General features: G+C 72.6%; 14 protein-coding genes. 5 read left to right on the forward strand and 9 right to left on the reverse strand.

Annotated features, from left to right (window positions below):
* The first annotated feature begins 51 nt into the window (after positions 1–51).
* From OIE51_RS14685 to OIE51_RS14700, 4 genes are read left to right on the forward strand one after another with little or no spacing between them, the layout of a single operon-like run.
* Positions 52–975, forward strand: coding sequence for an ABC transporter ATP-binding protein (locus tag OIE51_RS14685; RefSeq protein ID WP_442811927.1), 924 nt, complete (start codon positions 52–54; stop codon positions 973–975).
* On the forward strand, positions 972–1,868 hold the full coding sequence (locus OIE51_RS14690; RefSeq protein ID WP_326598120.1) for an ABC transporter permease: 897 nt from the start codon (positions 972–974) through the stop codon (positions 1,866–1,868). The genes OIE51_RS14685 and OIE51_RS14690 overlap by 4 nt, the downstream gene beginning before the upstream one ends.
* Positions 1,865–2,782: an ABC transporter ATP-binding protein gene (locus OIE51_RS14695; RefSeq protein ID WP_326598121.1), complete on the forward strand. Its 918-nt coding sequence runs from the start codon at positions 1,865–1,867 to the stop codon at positions 2,780–2,782. Before OIE51_RS14690 ends, OIE51_RS14695 begins: the two co-directional genes overlap by 4 nt.
* A gap of 13 nt (positions 2,783–2,795) precedes the next feature.
* Positions 2,796–3,518, forward strand: coding sequence for an ABC transporter permease (locus OIE51_RS14700; RefSeq protein WP_326600639.1), 723 nt, complete (start codon positions 2,796–2,798; stop codon positions 3,516–3,518).
* Positions 3,519–3,530: 12 nt separating this feature from the next.
* Here the strand turns inward: OIE51_RS14700 and OIE51_RS14705 are convergent, their stop codons facing one another.
* Entirely contained in the window at positions 3,531–4,517 is a 987-nt protein-coding gene (locus OIE51_RS14705) for a GlxA family transcriptional regulator (RefSeq protein WP_326598122.1), read from the reverse strand.
* A 70-nt stretch (positions 4,518–4,587) separates the two neighbouring features.
* On the opposite strand from OIE51_RS14705, the gene OIE51_RS14710 reads away from it, so the two are divergent.
* Complete coding sequence (locus tag OIE51_RS14710) at positions 4,588–5,538, forward strand: NADP-dependent oxidoreductase (RefSeq protein ID WP_326598123.1); 951 nt, start codon at positions 4,588–4,590, stop codon at positions 5,536–5,538.
* 429 nt (positions 5,539–5,967) lie between these two features.
* Here the strand turns inward: OIE51_RS14710 and OIE51_RS14715 are convergent, their stop codons facing one another.
* The 8 genes from OIE51_RS14715 to OIE51_RS14750 all read right to left on the reverse strand — a co-directional run bounded on the left by OIE51_RS14715 (position 5,968) and on the right by OIE51_RS14750 (position 14,860).
* On the reverse strand, positions 5,968–6,834 hold the full coding sequence (locus OIE51_RS14715; RefSeq protein ID WP_326598124.1) for an HAD family hydrolase: 867 nt from the start codon (positions 6,832–6,834) through the stop codon (positions 5,968–5,970).
* Positions 6,831–8,111 (reverse strand): serine--tRNA ligase, encoded by a 1,281-nt coding sequence (serS, locus tag OIE51_RS14720; RefSeq protein WP_326598125.1) that lies wholly within the window; start codon positions 8,109–8,111, stop codon positions 6,831–6,833. The genes OIE51_RS14715 and serS overlap by 4 nt, the downstream gene beginning before the upstream one ends.
* A 465-nt stretch (positions 8,112–8,576) precedes the next feature.
* On the reverse strand, positions 8,577–9,521 hold the full coding sequence (gene pheA, locus OIE51_RS14725; protein ID WP_326598126.1) for a prephenate dehydratase: 945 nt from the start codon (positions 9,519–9,521) through the stop codon (positions 8,577–8,579).
* Between the two features lie 129 nt (positions 9,522–9,650).
* Positions 9,651–10,961 carry an iron uptake transporter deferrochelatase/peroxidase subunit gene (gene efeB, locus OIE51_RS14730; RefSeq protein ID WP_326598127.1) on the reverse strand — a complete coding sequence of 437 codons (1,311 nt, stop codon included), beginning with the start codon at positions 10,959–10,961 and terminating at the stop codon, positions 9,651–9,653.
* A 6-nt stretch (positions 10,962–10,967) separates the two neighbouring features.
* Positions 10,968–12,878 (reverse strand): copper resistance CopC/CopD family protein, encoded by a 1,911-nt coding sequence (locus OIE51_RS14735; RefSeq protein ID WP_326598128.1) that lies wholly within the window; start codon positions 12,876–12,878, stop codon positions 10,968–10,970.
* A gap of 8 nt (positions 12,879–12,886) precedes the next feature.
* Complete coding sequence (locus OIE51_RS14740; RefSeq protein WP_326598129.1) at positions 12,887–13,357, reverse strand: copper chaperone PCu(A)C; 471 nt, start codon at positions 13,355–13,357, stop codon at positions 12,887–12,889.
* Positions 13,354–14,025, reverse strand: a complete 672-nt coding sequence (locus tag OIE51_RS14745; protein ID WP_326598130.1) for an SCO family protein — start codon at positions 14,023–14,025, stop codon at positions 13,354–13,356. Before OIE51_RS14745 ends, OIE51_RS14740 begins: the two co-directional genes overlap by 4 nt.
* Positions 14,026–14,107: 82 nt before the next feature.
* A complete protein-coding gene (locus tag OIE51_RS14750) occupies positions 14,108–14,860 on the reverse strand; it encodes a YcnI family copper-binding membrane protein (RefSeq protein WP_326598131.1) in 753 nt (250 codons plus the stop codon).
* Between the last annotated feature and the right edge of the window lie 14 nt (positions 14,861–14,874).

Raw genomic sequence — 14,874 nt, forward strand, 5'->3', positions numbered from 1 at the left:
AAAGTGTGACGCGCCCCGCGTCCCGCGCCGACTAGCGTCACCGGGGTGAGCGTGAGCGTGATTCAGACCGAGAGCCTGACCAAGCGGTACCCACGGGTGACCGCGCTCGACCGGCTGACCGTGGACATCGGGCCGGGGGTGACGGGCCTCGTCGGGGCGAACGGCGCCGGCAAGTCGACCCTGATCAAGCTCCTGCTGGGGCTGGCCCCGGCGAGCGAGGGCACCGCCACCGTGCTCGGCCGGGACGCCGCCCGCGAGGGCGGCGCCATCCGCGAGCAGGTCGGGTACATGCCGGAGCACGACTGCCTGCCGCCCGATGTCTCGGCCACCGAGTTCGTCGTGCACATGGCCCGCATGTCGGGGCTGCCCGCCAGCGCGGCTCGCGAGCGCACCGCCGACACGCTGCGCCACGTCGGCCTGTACGAGGAGCGGTACCGGCCGATCGGCGGCTACTCGACGGGCATGAAGCAGCGCGTCAAGCTCGCTCAGGCGCTGGTGCACGATCCGCGGCTGGTGCTGCTGGACGAGCCGACGAACGGTCTCGACCCGGCCGGGCGCGACGAGATGCTCGGCCTGATCCGGCGCGTGCACGCCGACTTCGGGATATCGGTCCTGGTCACCTCGCACCTGCTCGGGGAGTTGGAGCGGACCAGCGACCACATCGTCGTCATCGACGGCGGCAAGCTGCTGCGCTCCCAGGCCATCGCCGCGTTCACCGAGGTCACCGCGTCCCTGGCGGTGGAGGTCACCGACAGCGACGCCCACCCGGACGGCGCGGCGGCGCTGCTCGCCGCCCTCGGGGCGCGCGGTCTGACCGCCACCGCCGGGACCGGGCACCTGGTCTACGTGGACGCCGCCGACGAGGCGGTCTACGACGGGGTCCGCGACGCCATCACCGACCTGGACCTGGGCCTGATCCGCATGGAGCAGCGCCGCCACCGCATCGCCGAGGTCTTCCAGGAGGCTGCCCAGTGAGCACGGAGACGCGCGGCGTCCGCGACGCCCGCATCCACGACATCGGCTACCGCCACTACGAGGGCGAGCGCCTCGGCCGAGGCTATGCCCGGCTCTCCCTGGTCACGCACTCGCTGCGCGGCGCCTATGGCCTGGGCCGCTCCGCGCGCCACAAAGTGCTGCCGTTCGGGCTCTTCGCGATCATGACCATCCCCGCCATCGTGATGGTCGCCGTCGCGATCACCACCGGGCTGGACGAGATGCCCGTCGAGTACACGCGCTACGCGCTGTTCATGCAGCCCATCCTCGGCCTCTACATCGCCCTGGCCGCACCGCAGATGGTCTCCCTCGACCTGCGGTTCAAGACGATCCCGCTCTACTTCTCGCGTCCCATCGACCGCGACGACTACGTGCTGGCGAAGTTCGCCGCGCTGACCGTCGCGCTCTTTCTCTTCATCTCCGTCCCGCTGATCATCGCCTACGCCGGCGGCCTGCTGGGCGAGCTCGGCTTCGGGGCCCAGACCAGCGGCTTCGCCCGCGGCCTGGTCGCCGCCGCCGTCTTCGCCGTGCTGCACGCCGGGATCGCGCTGCTGGTCGCCTCGCTCACACCGCGCCGCGGCTTCGGCGTGGCCGCGGTCATCGCCACGCTGACCGTGCCCTACTTCGCGGTGACCGCCGTCCAGGTCGTCGCCAACGAGCAGGGCAACCCGGACGCGGTGGGCTGGCTCGGCCTCTTCTCGCCGGGCACGCTGATGGAGGGCCTTCAGGCCAAGTTCCTCGGCGGGGACAGTGAGTTCCCCGACCATCTCATGCCGTCCGACGCGGTCGGCGCCTGCTATCCGCTGGTCATCGCCGCGCTGGTCGTCCTCTGCTTCTTCCTGCTGACACGTCGCTACCGGAGGGCGGGCCTGTGACCACCATCAACATCGCCGCCGCATCCCGCTGGTTCGGGAACGTCGTCGCCGTCAACGACGTGACGATGGACATCGCCCCCGGCGTCACCGGCCTCCTCGGCCCCAACGGCGCGGGCAAGTCGACCCTCATCCACATGATGAGCGGCTTCCTCGCCCCTTCCTCCGGCGCCGTCACGCTGGACGGCCGGCCGATCTGGCGCAATGAGGCGGTCTACCGCGAGATCGGTCTCGTCCCCGAGCGCGAGGGCATGTACGACTACCTCACGGGCGCCGAGTTCGTGCTCGCCAACGCCGAGCTGCACGGCCTGAAGGACCCGAAGGCCGCCGCCGGGGCCGCGCTGGAGACGGTCGAGATGACCGCCGCCGCCGACCGCCGCATCTCCACCTACAGCAAGGGCATGCGGCAGCGCGTGAAGATGGCCTCGGCCCTCGTCCACGAGCCGTCCGTGCTGTTGCTGGACGAGCCGTTCAACGGGATGGACCCGCGCCAGCGGATGCATTTGATGGAGCTGCTGCGCACGATGGGCGACGAGGGCCGTACGGTGCTGTTCTCCTCGCACATCCTGGAGGAGGTCGAGCAACTCGCCACCCACATCGAGGTGATCGTCGCCGGCCGGCACGCCGCGTCCGGGGACTACCGCAAGATCCGGCGCCTGATGACCGACCGGCCGCACCGCTATCTCGTCCGCTCCAGCGACGACCGGGCGCTGGCCGCCGCGCTCATCGCCGATCCGTCCACGACCGGCGTCGAGTTCGACGCGGGGGAGCGCGCGCTGCGCGTGCAGGCCGTGGACTTCGGCCGGTTCGCCACCCAACTTCCCCGGCTGGCACGGGAGTCCGGCATCCGGCTGCTGACGGTCTCCCCCTCCGACGAGTCCTTGGAGAGCGTCTTCTCCTACCTGGTCAGCGCGTAAGGAGAATTGCGTGATCTACAACCCCACGGTCGCCCGGCTCACCTACCGGGCGCTGCTCGGCCGCCGCCGGGCGCTCGTCCTGCTCGCGCTGCCCACCCTGCTGCTGGTGATCGCCGTTGTGGTGCGGGCGCTCGGCGGCGCCGACGACCGGGCCGCCACCGAGATCCTGGGCGGCTTCGCGCTCGCCTCGATGGTGCCGCTGATCGGTGTCATCGCCGGAACGGGCGCGATCGCCCCGGAGATCGACGACGGCTCGATCGTCTACCTGCTGTCGAAGCCGATCAGCCGCCGCACGATCATCACCACCAAGCTGCTGGTGGCGATCAGCGTCACCATCGCGTTCACCACCACGCCGATCCTGCTGGCCGGGATGATCCTCAACGACAACAGCCAGCAGATCGGCAGCGCGTACACCGTGGCGGCGGGCGTCGCGTCGGTCGCCTACAGCGCGGTCTTCCTGCTGCTGGGCACGGTGTCGCGGAACGCGGTGGTCTTCGGCCTGATCTACGCCCTGGTCTGGGAGGCGCTGTTCGGCAACCTGGTCCCCGGCGCCCGCACGCTGAGCATCCAGCAGTGGTCCCTCGCCCTGGCCGAGCGCGTCGCGGCGGACGGTGCCGACATCACCTCGGACGTCGCCCTGCCCACGGCCCTGATCCTGCTCGTGGTCGCCACCGCGCTCGGTACCTGGTACGCGGGCGAGCGGCTGCGGGTGCTGAAGGTGGCCGGCGATGAGTAGCCGCGCCAGGGCTCAGCCCCGGGCGGGCGCACGGGAGTTGAACGTGCGCCGGTAGGCGGATGGCGAGATGCCGAGCGTGGCGCGCATGTGCTGGCGCAGGGAGTTGGACGTGCCGAAGCCGGCCCGGTCCGCGACCTGGTCGACCGATAGCACGCTGGACTCCAGCAACTGTCGTGCCAGCTCGACCCGTTGAGCCGTCAGCCACTGTCCCGGCGTGGTGCCGACCTCGGCGTGGAAATGCCGCGTGAAGCTGCGCACGCTCATCCGGGCGTGCGCCGCCAGCTCGGTCAGGGTGATCGGCCGTCCCAAGTGCTCCATCGCCCAGACCCGGGTGGCGGCCGTGCCGCTCGACTCCGGCTCCGGGACCGGCCGTTCGACATACTGCGCCTGCCCGCCGTCGCGCCAGGGCGGGACCACGCAGCGGCGGGCGACCTGGTTGGCCACCTGGCTGCCGTAGTCGCGCCGCACCAGGTGCAGGCACAGGTCCACCCCGGCCGCCGCGCCCGCAGAGGTGAGGATCGTGCCGGTGTCCACGAAGAGCACGTCCCGGTCCACCCGCACCCGGGGGAACGTGCGCTGGAAGTGCGCGGCCTCCCGCCAGTGCGTGGTCGCCGGGTGGTCGTCCAGCAGCCCGGCCGCCGCCAGCACGTACGACGCGGTGCATATCGAGGCGATGCGGGTGCTCGGCCGCAGCCGCGCGAACGCGGCGGCCAGCTCCGGCGGCAGCGGCCCGCCCTCGCGCATGGCCCCCAGCTTCTCGGACGGCGTGATGACGAACGTGTCCGCCGCCGCCAGCGCCGAGGCGTCGTGCTCCACGGCGATCGCGAACCCGGCGTCGCCGCGCACCGGCCGCCCGTCGAGCGTGCAGGTGATCACCTCGTACAACGGCTCCCCGTCCGGCCCCTCGGCGCCGCCGAAGATCCGCGCGGGGATGCCCAACTCGAACGGGATCACCCCGTCCAGGGCGAGGACGACGACACGGTGCGGAGGAACGGCCATGGCCAGATCCTGTCATACCCTGGCCATCTGGCCAGTGCCGGTCGCCCGCCGGGCCGCGCAGGCTGGTGCCATGAACGAGCACACCGCCGAAGCACCAACGATGCGCGCCGTCAGCCTCCGCACCTGGGGCGCGCCCGATGTCCTCACCCTGATCGACACCCCCCGGCCCGCCCCCGGCCCGACCGAGATCCTGGTCCGCGTGCATGCCGCCGGGGTCAACCCGACCGACTGGAAGTCCCGGCGGCACGGCGGCTTCGGGCTGTGGAACGACCCGGTGATCCTCGGCTACGACGTCTCCGGCGTGGTCGAGGCGGTCGGCACCGGCGTGACCCTGTTCCGGCCGGGCGACGAGGTGTTCGGCATGCCGCGCTTCCCGCACCAGGCGGGTGCCTACGCCGAGTATGTCGCCGCCCCCGCCCGCCACTTCGCCCACAAGCCCGCCGCGATCGACCACCCCCACGCCGCCGCGCTGCCGCTCGCCGGGCTGACCTCCCTCCAGGCCCTGACCGAGGCCGCCGGCGTGCTGCCCGGCCAGCGGGTCCTGATCCACGCGGCGGCCGGCGGCGTCGGCCACCTCGCCGTCCAGATCGCCAAGACGCTCGGCGCCCACGTCATCGGCACCGCCTCGGCCGCCAAGCACCCGCTGCTGCGCGAGCTGGGCGCGGACGAGCTGATCGACTACCGGACGACCGACTTCGCCGAGGTCCTCCGGGACGTGGACGCGGTCGTCGACACGATCGGCGGCGACTACGGGACCCGCTCCCTGCGTGTCCTGCGGCCCGGCGGCACCCTGGTCACGCTCGCCTCCCCCACCGACGCGCCGCCAAAGGCACCCGGCTTCCGCACCGGCTTCACCCTGGTCGAGCCGGACCACGCGGGCCTGAAGACGCTCGCCGAGCTGGTGACGGCGGGCCGCCTGCGCGCTGAGATCGACTCGGTCCTGCCGCTGGAGCGGGCCGCGAAGGCCCACGAGCTGGGCGAGTCGGGCCGCACGACGGGCAAGATCGTCCTCACGGTCTGACCTTCCGGAAGTGACGCGCGGGAGGAGGGCGGCCCTGCGTGATGTCGCGGACGGGCCGCGTGTCATCCCCCATACCCGTATGGTCGGACACCCTCGAAGAAGGCGGCCAGCTCCGCGCGTTGGGTGGCGATGGCGCGTCCGGGCGTGATGTGCCGATGTTCCCGGTGACGGTCTCGCGGGGCAGGCCGTGAATCCCTGACCGCGCCGAAATCACCCCGGAGGGGTGCTGTGTTGGCGGGGGCGGCGGTCAACGGGCCTGTGGATTGTTGGGATTGGTCGTCCACAGGTGAGGAGTATCTGTGCAGGTCGCGTGCCTGTGCACAGCCTGTGGATAACTTTGCGGCGGTCCGGTTGGCCGTGACGCGGGGGCAGGTCAGGGAGGTGGCCCGGCCGCATGGTGGGAGCCGTCCGGAAAACCGCGCGACGGTCTCAGACGGTCGGCGGAACCGGGGAGAACAACGGCTCAAGGGTCTTGGCGATGCCGTCCGCGTCGTTCCCCGCGGTGATCTCGTCGGCTATGGCGAGGACTTCGGGGTGCGCGTCCGCCATCGCCACGCCGTGGGCGGCCCACAGCAGCATCGGGATGTCGTTGGGCATGTCGCCGAACGCGATCGTCTCCGACGCCTTCACACCCAGCCGGCGGGCCGCCAGCGACAGGCCGGTGGCCTTCGTCAGGCCCAGCGGCAGCATCTCCACCAGGTCGCGGCCCGAGACCACGATCGTCACCGAGTCACCGACCAACCCGCGGGCGGCGGACGCCAGTTCGTCGTCGGTCAGACCCGGGCACTGGACATAGAGCTTGATGACCGGCTCCGCGAACAGCGCCGTGCGGTCCACCTCGGCGGTGGAGAGCGGGACGCGGTCCCCGCCCCGGAAGCCGCTGTGCACCACCGCCTCGAAGCGGCCGTCCATCACGATCTCGCCGTCGAGGCCGTCCCGGTTGACCGCGACCGCGACCGGGCCGAGGCCGGTCTCCAGCCGCTCCAGCGCGTACCGCGCCACGGCGCGGTCCAGCGTGACCGACGTCAGCAGGCGGTGCTCCCCGGCGTGGTAGAGCTGGGCGCCCTGGCCGCACACCGTCAGACCCCGGTACCCGAGGTCGTCCAGGATGTGCCGCGTCGAGGCCACCCCCCGGCCGGTCACGACGAGGTGCTCCGCGCCCGCCGCCTGCGCGGCGACGAGCGCGTCCCGGGTGCGCTGCGAGATCGTGTGGTCGCCGCGCAGCAGCGTGCCGTCCAGGTCGGTCGCGACCAGCCGGTACGGAAAACGGCGCGGCAGCGACACCGCGCGCCTCACTTCGCCACCGGCTCCAGCACCTCGCGCCCGCCCAGGTACGGCCGCAGCGCCGCCGGGACCCGCACCGAGCCGTCCGCCCGCTGGTGATTCTCCAGGAGGGCGACGATCGTGCGCGGTACCGCGCACAGCGTGCCGTTCAGCGTGGCGAGCGGGCGGATTCCGGCGTCCTTCGTCCGCATCCGGATGGACAGGCGGCGCGCCTGGAACTCCGCGCAGTTCGACGTGGAGGTCAGCTCGCGGTACTTGCCCTGGGTCGGGATCCACGCCTCGCAGTCGAACTTCCTGGCGGCCGACGCCCCCAGGTCGCCGCTGGCCACGTCGATCACGCGGAAGGGCAGCTCCAGGGAGGTCAGCCACCGCTTCTCCCACTCCAGCAGCCGCGCCAGCTCCGCCTCCGCGTCGTCGGGGGCGACGTACGAGAACATCTCCACCTTGTCGAACTGGTGCACTCGGAAGATGCCCCGGGTGTCCTTGCCGTACGAGCCGGCCTCGCGGCGGAAGCACGGCGAGAAGCCCGCGTAGCGCAGCGGGAGCTGGTCCGCGTCCAGGATCTCGTCCATGTGGTAGGCGGCAAGCGGGACTTCGGAGGTGCCGACGAGGTAGAAATCGTCCTTCTCCAGGTGGTACACGTCCTGGGCGGCCTGGCCGAGGAAGCCGGTGCCCTCCATGGCGCGCGGCTTGACCAGCGCGGGCGTGAGCATGGGGACGAACCCGGCCTCGGCCGCCTGCGCGACCGCCGCGTTGACCAGGGCCAGCTCCAGCAGGGCGCCGACGCCGGTCAGGTAGTAGAAGCGGGAGCCGGACACCTTCGCGCCGCGCTCGGTGTCGATCGCGCCGAGGACGTGGCCCAGGTCGAGGTGGTCCCTCGGGGCGAAGCCCTCGGCCTCGAAGTCGCGGATCGTGCCGTGCGTCTCGCGGACGACGAAATCGTCCTCGCCGCCCACGGGGACGTCGGGATGCACGATGTTGCCGAGCTGGAGCAGCAGCCGCTGGGCCTCGGCGGCGGCCTCGTCGCGCTCGGCGTCGGCGGCTTTCACCGCGCCGGACAGCTCGCCGGCGCGGGCCAGCAGGGCGGCCTTCTCGTCGCCCTGGGCGCGCGGGACGCGCTTGCCGAGCTGCTTCTGCTCGGCGCGCAGCTCGTCGAAGCGGGAACTGGACGACCGGCGCCGCTCGTCGGCGGAGATCAGCGCGTCGACGATGCCGACGTCCTCTCCACGGGCGCGCTGCGAGGCGCGCACTCGGTCGGGGTCCTCACGGAGCAGGCGAAGGTCAATCACGGACCCAGGCTACCGGGGCGGGTCCCGGGGATTGCATCGGAAAAGCGCGGGGTGGCTTTTGAGGTGATTTGCCGGAAAGGTCGCCGGAAAGAAATCCACAGGTCAGGGGGCGATCCCGCAAAGTTATCCACAGGTGAGTGGGGGGCTGTGGATGACGTGGTGGATTGTTCGGCGGCGCGGACGGTGCGGCGGAGAATTCCCCATTCAAACCGCTCTCACACTCACTTACGGAGGAAATCGCATCACGCTCAAGGGTTGTCCGGTGCGCGCGGGGTGACGAATCATGATCCAACAGCCTGTGCGCCACTTCGCTGCCGTAACGGGTATATGTCGATGATGTCCGATTCGGAGTGTCGACTTATGCACAGCACGCAGGGTGTCCTGTGGATAACTTTCCGGACACTCCACAGACTGTCAGATTCCACCCCCGGGCCCGCCCCCGTTCAGCCCCCGCTCAGTCCCCGCTCAGTCCCTCCGGGGGGCCTGCCTGCCGTCCAGGCAGCGTGTCAGCCAGTCCGCCGCCGTCAGGAAATCGGCGTCCGCCGTGCCCGCCCGCACCGTCGGCTCGACGTTGTCGTGGCGCGGATACGACCCCAGATACCGCACGTCCGCGCACAGCCGCTTCAGACCCATCAGCGCCTCGCCGACCCGTCGCTCCGAGACGTGCCCCTCACAGTCCGCCGAGAAGCTGTACTGCCCGATGCCCTTGCCCGTGGGCCGGGACTCGATGCGGACCAGGTTCACCCCGCAGGTCGCGTACTCCTGGAGCACCTCCAGCAGCGCGCCCGGGTGGTCGCCGCGCAGCCACAGCACCACCGACGTCTTGTCCGCGCCGGTCGGCGCCGCCGGCCGGGCCGGACGGCCGACCAGCACGAAGCGCGTGGTGGCGTTGTGCGCGTCGTGGATGTCGGTGACCAGCGGTTCGAGCCCGTAAGTCGGGGCGGCGAACTCCCCCGCGAAGGCCGCGTCGAAACGACCCTCCTGCACCAGCCGGGCGCCGTCCGCGTTCGACGCCGCCGACTCCCACTGCGCCTCCGGCAGGAAACGCTCCAGCCAGCCCCGCACCTGCGGCTGTGCCACCGGGTGCCCGGTGACCGTCTTGATGTTCTCGATCGGCGTGCCGGGCCGGACCAGCAGCGCGAACGCGATCGGCAGCAGCACCTCGCGGTAGATCATCAGGGGCTCGCCCGAGGCCAGCTCGTCCACGGTGGCGGTGACGCCGCCCTCCACCGAGTTCTCGATGGGGACCAGCGCACCCGCCGCCGCGCCGGAACGCACGGCGTCGAGCGCGGCGGGCACGGAGATCATGGGCACCAGCTCGCGGGTGGCCGCCTCGGGCAGCGTGCGGAGCGCGGCTTCGGTGAAAGTCCCCTCGGGGCCGAGATAGGTATAACGGCTTGCGGCTGTCATGCCGCTACGGTAGCCCCGCGCGCCCGATCGTCGCCCTCCGTCTCAGTTGCTGAACCGTCCGCTTTCCGCCGGCGCGGCGAGCGGGCGGCTCGCCGGTCATCCACGGCCCGGCTGCCGCGCCGCCGTCGCTCACCGGCCCTCGAGCAGTGCTTGACCGACGTACTCCCCCTCCGCCGCGCCGCGCGGAACGGCGAACAGACCACTGGCCTCATGGCGGATGAACGGGGAGAGCGCGTCGCCCCGGTCGAGCTTCCGCTGCACGGGGACGAAGCCGCGCAGCGGGTCCGCCTGCCAGGAGATGAAGAGCAGGCCGGCGTCCGGGCTGCCGTCGTCGCGGAATCCATCGTGGAACGAGAACGGGCGGCGCAGCATCGCGGCGCCGCCGTTCGTCTCGGGGGCGGTGACGCGGACGTGCGCGTTGGCGGCGATGAGGGGCGTGCCGTCGGCGTCGGCGGCCTCCAGGTCGACGGGGGCCGTCTCGGCGTCACCGGTCAGCGGGGAGCCGTCGGACTTGCGCCGTCCTATGACGCGCTCCTGCTCCTCCACCGGGCGCGCCTCCCAGTCGTCCAGCAGCATGCGGATACGGCGGAAGACGACGTAGGAGCCGTTGGCCATCCAAGCGGGGTCACCCTCGGCGGGGACGAAGATCCGTTCCGCGAAGTCGTCGTCGCCGGGCTGGGGGTTGTTGGTGCCGTCGATCTGGCCCATGAGGTTGCGCGTGGTCATGGGGTGGGCGGTGGCCCCCGGGCTGCGGTTGAAGCCGGTCATCTGCCAGCGCAGGGCGGCGGTCTCGTCGGCGGCGCGGTGCAGGACGCGCAGCGCGTGGAAGGCGACGAGGGCGTCGTCGGCGCCGATCTGGACCCACAGGTCGCCGTTGGAACGGCGCTCGTCGAGGGCGTCGTTCGAGAAGCGCGGCAGCGGGTCGAGGCCGGCGGGGCGGGCGTCGGTGAGGTCGACGGCGTCGAAGAAGCTGTTGCCGAAGCCGAAGGTGAGGGTGAGGGAGGACGGCCCGGCGTCGCGGGCGACGGCGGTGTCGGTGGCGCTGTCGGGGGTGCGGCCGGCCATCAGCTCGGCGGCCAGGGCGGACCAGCGGCGCAGCAGCGCGGCGGCCTCGCGGCGGCCGGAGGCGGGGGCGAGGTCGAACGCGGCGAGGTGGCCGTGCGCCTGCGCGGGGGTGGTGATGCCGGGCTGGTGGGTGCCGTGGAAGGGGATGGCGGTGGTGCCGAGAGTGGTCAGGGCGGGTCCTTCGCCGTTGTCGGTCGCGGCGGAGTGGGCGATGGCGCCGGTGGTGGTGCCGATGGCGATCCCGGCGGCGCCGGCCGTGCTGGCGGTGGTGAGCAGCCGGCGGCGGGTCAGGGGTGCGGGGCCATCGGGGCGTTCGCGGCGTTCGGGACGGTCGGGGTGTTCGCGGCGTTCCGGATGTTCTGGGCGTTCAGTCATCTTCGATCACTCGATGGGAAGGGTGGCGGTCTCGGTCACCTGATCGATGTCCGAGGTGCGGATGGTGAGGGCGAGCCGCCAGTCGCCGGGGCGCGGGAGCTGGAGGCCGGTGACGGTCCACTGGGCGGCGTCGCTCTGGACGGGGTCGTAGCGCAGCGGGCCGAGGTCCTCGTCGGGGAGGGTGAGCGCGACGCGCACCTCGGCGGCCGTGGCGGGACGGCCCTCGGGGTCGGAGAGGTGGATCTGGAGGGTGTTCTCCCCGGTGTGGGCGGGGGAGAGGTCGAGCCGGGCGGTGCCCTGGCCGCCGTCGCCGCCCGTGTCGTAGGGGATGTCGACGGAGACCGGCTCGTCCGTCATGTGGTCGCCGGTCTCCGCCCCGGCCTCGGTTCCGGTGTCGGAGGCGGTGCGGGCGGGGGTGGTGCCGCTGAGCCAGGTGGCGACGGCGAGGAGGACGGCGGCGATGGCGGCCTCGGCGAGGACGGAACGGCGCAGGGCCGCGCGGTGCGGGTCGGCGTCGCGGGCCTTGCGGCGGTCGGCCCGCCGGATCGCGGCGCGCTGGCGGGCGAGCTGCTGGGCGCGGGCCGGATCCGCCCCCGCGTCCGCCCCCGCCGCGGCTGACGGCGACGGCGCCGTGTCCGGCTCGGGGACGAGGACGTCGCCGAGGCGGGCCGTCCAGCGGCGGGAGTTCCACGCGACGCACAGCAGCGCCCCGACGATGCCGACCTTGAGCAGCAGCAGTCGGCCGTACTGGGTGTCGGTCAGGCCGGACCAGGACCAGCCGATCTGCCGCCACGCCTGGTAGAGGCCGGTGACGGTCAGGACCGTGACGCTGGTCAGGGCGAGCCGCGAGAAACGGCGGACGGCGGCGCGCGGCACGGCCGGGCCGGCGCGGAGCAGGGTGAGGAGGGTGGCGAGCCCGCCGAGCCAGGTGGCGACGGCGAGCAGGTGGAGGACGTCGGCGGGGATGGCGAGGGCGGTCTGCCGCCCGGTGGAGGCGTGTTCGGCCATGGCCCAGGTGGCGGCCAGGCCGGTGGCGAGGATGACGCCGCCGAGCGCCAGACCGAAGGTGAGGTCGCGGACGCGGACGTCGTGGTCCTCGTCCCGGTCGTCCTCGGCGGCGGTGACCAGGCGGGCGTAGCCGCCGTGCAGGAGCGCGATGAGCAGTCCGGCGGCGGCGAGCAGCAGGAGCCGGGTGACCAGGGCGGTGCCCGTCTTGGTGTCGATGACGTCGCGCAGGCCGCCGAGGTCGAGGGCGTCGGCGAGGCGGCCGGTGGTGGTGTAGGGCGTGCGCAGCAGCAGGAGCGCGATGGTCGCGGCGGTGAGGGTGGTCCAGCCGGTGAGGGTGACGCGCTGGACGGCGGGCGCGGCGGCGGCCTCCCGCCGGCAGAGCAGGACGAACGCGCAGGCGCCGGCCAGCAGCAGGAATCCGGCGTAGGCGGCGTAGCGGGCGATGTCGTAGAGGAGCCCGACGCCGCCTTCGCCCACGGCCTGGTCGGGGAGCTCGACGGTGGTGGCGGAGGGGGCGCCGATGGAGAAGGTGAACGCGCCGGCGATGGGGTGGCTGTCGGCGGAGACGGCCTGCCAGGCCACGGTGTAGGTGCCGTCCTCCAGACCGGGGCGGAGGGCGACGGCGTGGGTGTCGTCGCCCTCGTCCGTCACGTCGCCGGTGTCGGCGCGTTCGGCCCGCGGGTCGAGGACGCGGATGGAGTCGTCGGAGAGGGCGACCTGTTCGGAGAAGGTGAGGGTGACCTGTGCCGGTGCCGTGGCCACCACCTCCCCGTCCGCCGGGGTGCTGCCGGTGAGCGAGGCGTGCGCGGCGGCGGGCGTGGCACCCAGCAGCAGCGTGGCCAGCGCCGCGACGACGATCAGCAGCGGCGCGGCCGGTGAGCGGACAGCGGCGGGGGTGGTGGTGGTCATGGCTGGTGTCACTCCCCGGTGTGGGTGGCGGCTTCGACCGGCACGTCGAGGGTGATCGGGTCCGAGGTCTCGAAGCGGAGCTCGACGGACACGGTGTCGCCTTCGACGGGCTCGCGGGTCAGGCCGAGGAACATCAGGTGGTTGCCGCCCCGGGACAGGCTCAGCTCGCCGTGGGCGGGGATGGGGAGGGAGTCCACCCGGCGCATGGCGTTGTCGACGGTCTCGTGGATCTCGGCCGAGTCGGCGATGTCGCTGGTGGCGGAGAGGAGGGTGTCATCGGTGTCACCGGCGTTCTCGACGGTGAGGAAGCCGCCGGCCATGTCCTCGGTGGCGGGTTCGGGGATGTAGGCGCCGGTGACGGTCAGTTCGGGACCGCCGTCGCCGCCCGCACCGCCGTCGCCGCTCCCGCCGCCGCAGGCGCCGAGGGCCAGGGCGAACGCGAGGGCGGCGGATGCCGTGGCCGCGCGGGCTCCGGTCATGGCAGCTCTCCGGCGAGGAGCCCGGGCAGGTCCCGCTCGAAGGTCTGGGCGGTGACGCCCTCGGTGTAGATGACGTGGGCCTTGTCGTCGGTGGGAAGGAAGGCGACGACCTGGGTGCCGTGGGTGGAGACGATGTCGCCGTTCTCGTCCTCGTAGGACGGCTCGATGTGGATGCCCAGGGAGCGGGCGGCCTCCTGGATGGTCGTGAAGTCGCCGGTGAGGCCGGTGAAGTCGGGGTCCTGCGCCTGGAGCCAGGTGCCGAGCGATTCCGGGGTGTCGCGTTCGGGGTCGGTGGTGACGAAGACGACGCGGAGGTCGGCGCGCTGCTCCTCGGTGAGGCCGGCGGTGGCGACGGCGATGTTGCTCATGGTGAGCGGGCAGATGTCGGGGCAGTGGGTGTAGCCGAAGTAGAGCAGGGTGGCGTGACCGGCGGTCTCGGCGGCGAAGTCGTAGGGCTCGCCGTGGGTGTCGGTGAGGACCAGCTCCGGTTTGGCGAAGGGCTGGTCGAGCACGGTGCCCTCGTCCGGGGTGGTGCCGCCGGAGACCTCGGCGGCCGGGTTGTCGTGGTCGTGCTCGGCGCTGTCGTCCCCGCCATCGCTTCCGCAGGCCGCCAGGGCGAGGGCGGTGGCGGTGGCGATGAGGGCGGTGCTGATTCTGCGCAGGTGCATGGCGTGTTTTCGGTTCCGTGTGAGTGAGGTGGCGCGGGGCGGACCGGTAACGGCCGGTCCGCCCCGCCGTGGGACGGGTGGGTCAGGACTCGGTGGAACGGCGGCGGCCGGCGAGCACGCCGAACGCGACACCGGCCACACCGACGGCGATGCCGACGCCCGCCAGGACGCGGGCGGTGGTGTCGGTCGTGTCGTCGCCGGACTCGGCGGCGACCGGCTCGGCGTGGTCGCCGTCCTCCGCCTCCCCGGCCTCCCCGGCCTCCCCGGCGTCGTCGTCACCGGTGCCGTGGTCGTCGCCGTCAGCGGGGGCGAGGGCGAGCACGGCCGCCGGGTGCTCGGGTTCGGCCTCGCCCTCGACGGGCTCCTCGATCCAGCGCACGACCTCGTCGTTGTCGTAGGTCTGGACGGCCTTGAACAGCACCTGGTCCACGTCCTCCGGCAGCGGGCCGACCGAGATCGGGAACTGCTGGAACTGGCCGGGCTCGATCTCGCCACCCGTCCATGTGATCACGCTGGGCGCCTCGGTGATCTCGCTGCCGTGGAGCTCCACCGGCTCGTCCAGCTCGGCGGTCTCGACCTCGACCTCCCAGCCGGGAACGGGCTGCGGCTGCACGGAGGCCAGCGGGTGGTCGAGGTCGAGATGGACCTCCAGGCGGATGGTCGAGGCGTTGTCGCGCTCGTTGGGGACCTTGATGTTGACGGTGCTGTAGCCGCCCTGCTCGGCCTCGTCGGGGTCGACGCTGACGTGGGCGGAGGCGGCGGGGGCGGTGAACGCGAGGAAGGCCCCGGCGGTCAGGGCGGTGGCGACGGAGGCGGCGACGCGTGTGCGGGTCATATGAGCACTCCACA

It is taken from the genome of Streptomyces sp. NBC_01803 (assembly GCF_035917415.1).
Lineage (GTDB): Bacteria > Actinomycetota > Actinomycetes > Streptomycetales > Streptomycetaceae > Streptomyces.

Bases quoted from the DNA above. Each gene is read 5' to 3' on its own strand.
- OIE51_RS14705 (WP_326598122.1), bottom strand. From the start codon at position 4,517: ATGGCCGTTCCTCCGCACCGTGTCGTCGTCCTCGCCCTGGACGGGGTG.
- pheA (WP_326598126.1), bottom strand. From the start codon at position 9,521: ATGACAGCCGCAAGCCGTTATACCTATCTCGGCCCCGAGGGGACTTTC.
- OIE51_RS14710 (WP_326598123.1), top strand. From the start codon at position 4,588: ATGAACGAGCACACCGCCGAAGCACCAACGATGCGCGCCGTCAGCCTC.
- OIE51_RS14735 (WP_326598128.1), bottom strand. From the start codon at position 12,878: ATGACCACCACCACCCCCGCCGCTGTCCGCTCACCGGCCGCGCCGCTG.
- OIE51_RS14745 (WP_326598130.1), bottom strand. From the start codon at position 14,025: ATGCACCTGCGCAGAATCAGCACCGCCCTCATCGCCACCGCCACCGCC.
- OIE51_RS14740 (WP_326598129.1), bottom strand. From the start codon at position 13,357: ATGACCGGAGCCCGCGCGGCCACGGCATCCGCCGCCCTCGCGTTCGCC.
- efeB (WP_326598127.1), bottom strand. From the start codon at position 10,961: ATGACTGAACGCCCAGAACATCCGGAACGCCGCGAACACCCCGACCGT.
- OIE51_RS14750 (WP_326598131.1), bottom strand. From the start codon at position 14,860: ATGACCCGCACACGCGTCGCCGCCTCCGTCGCCACCGCCCTGACCGCC.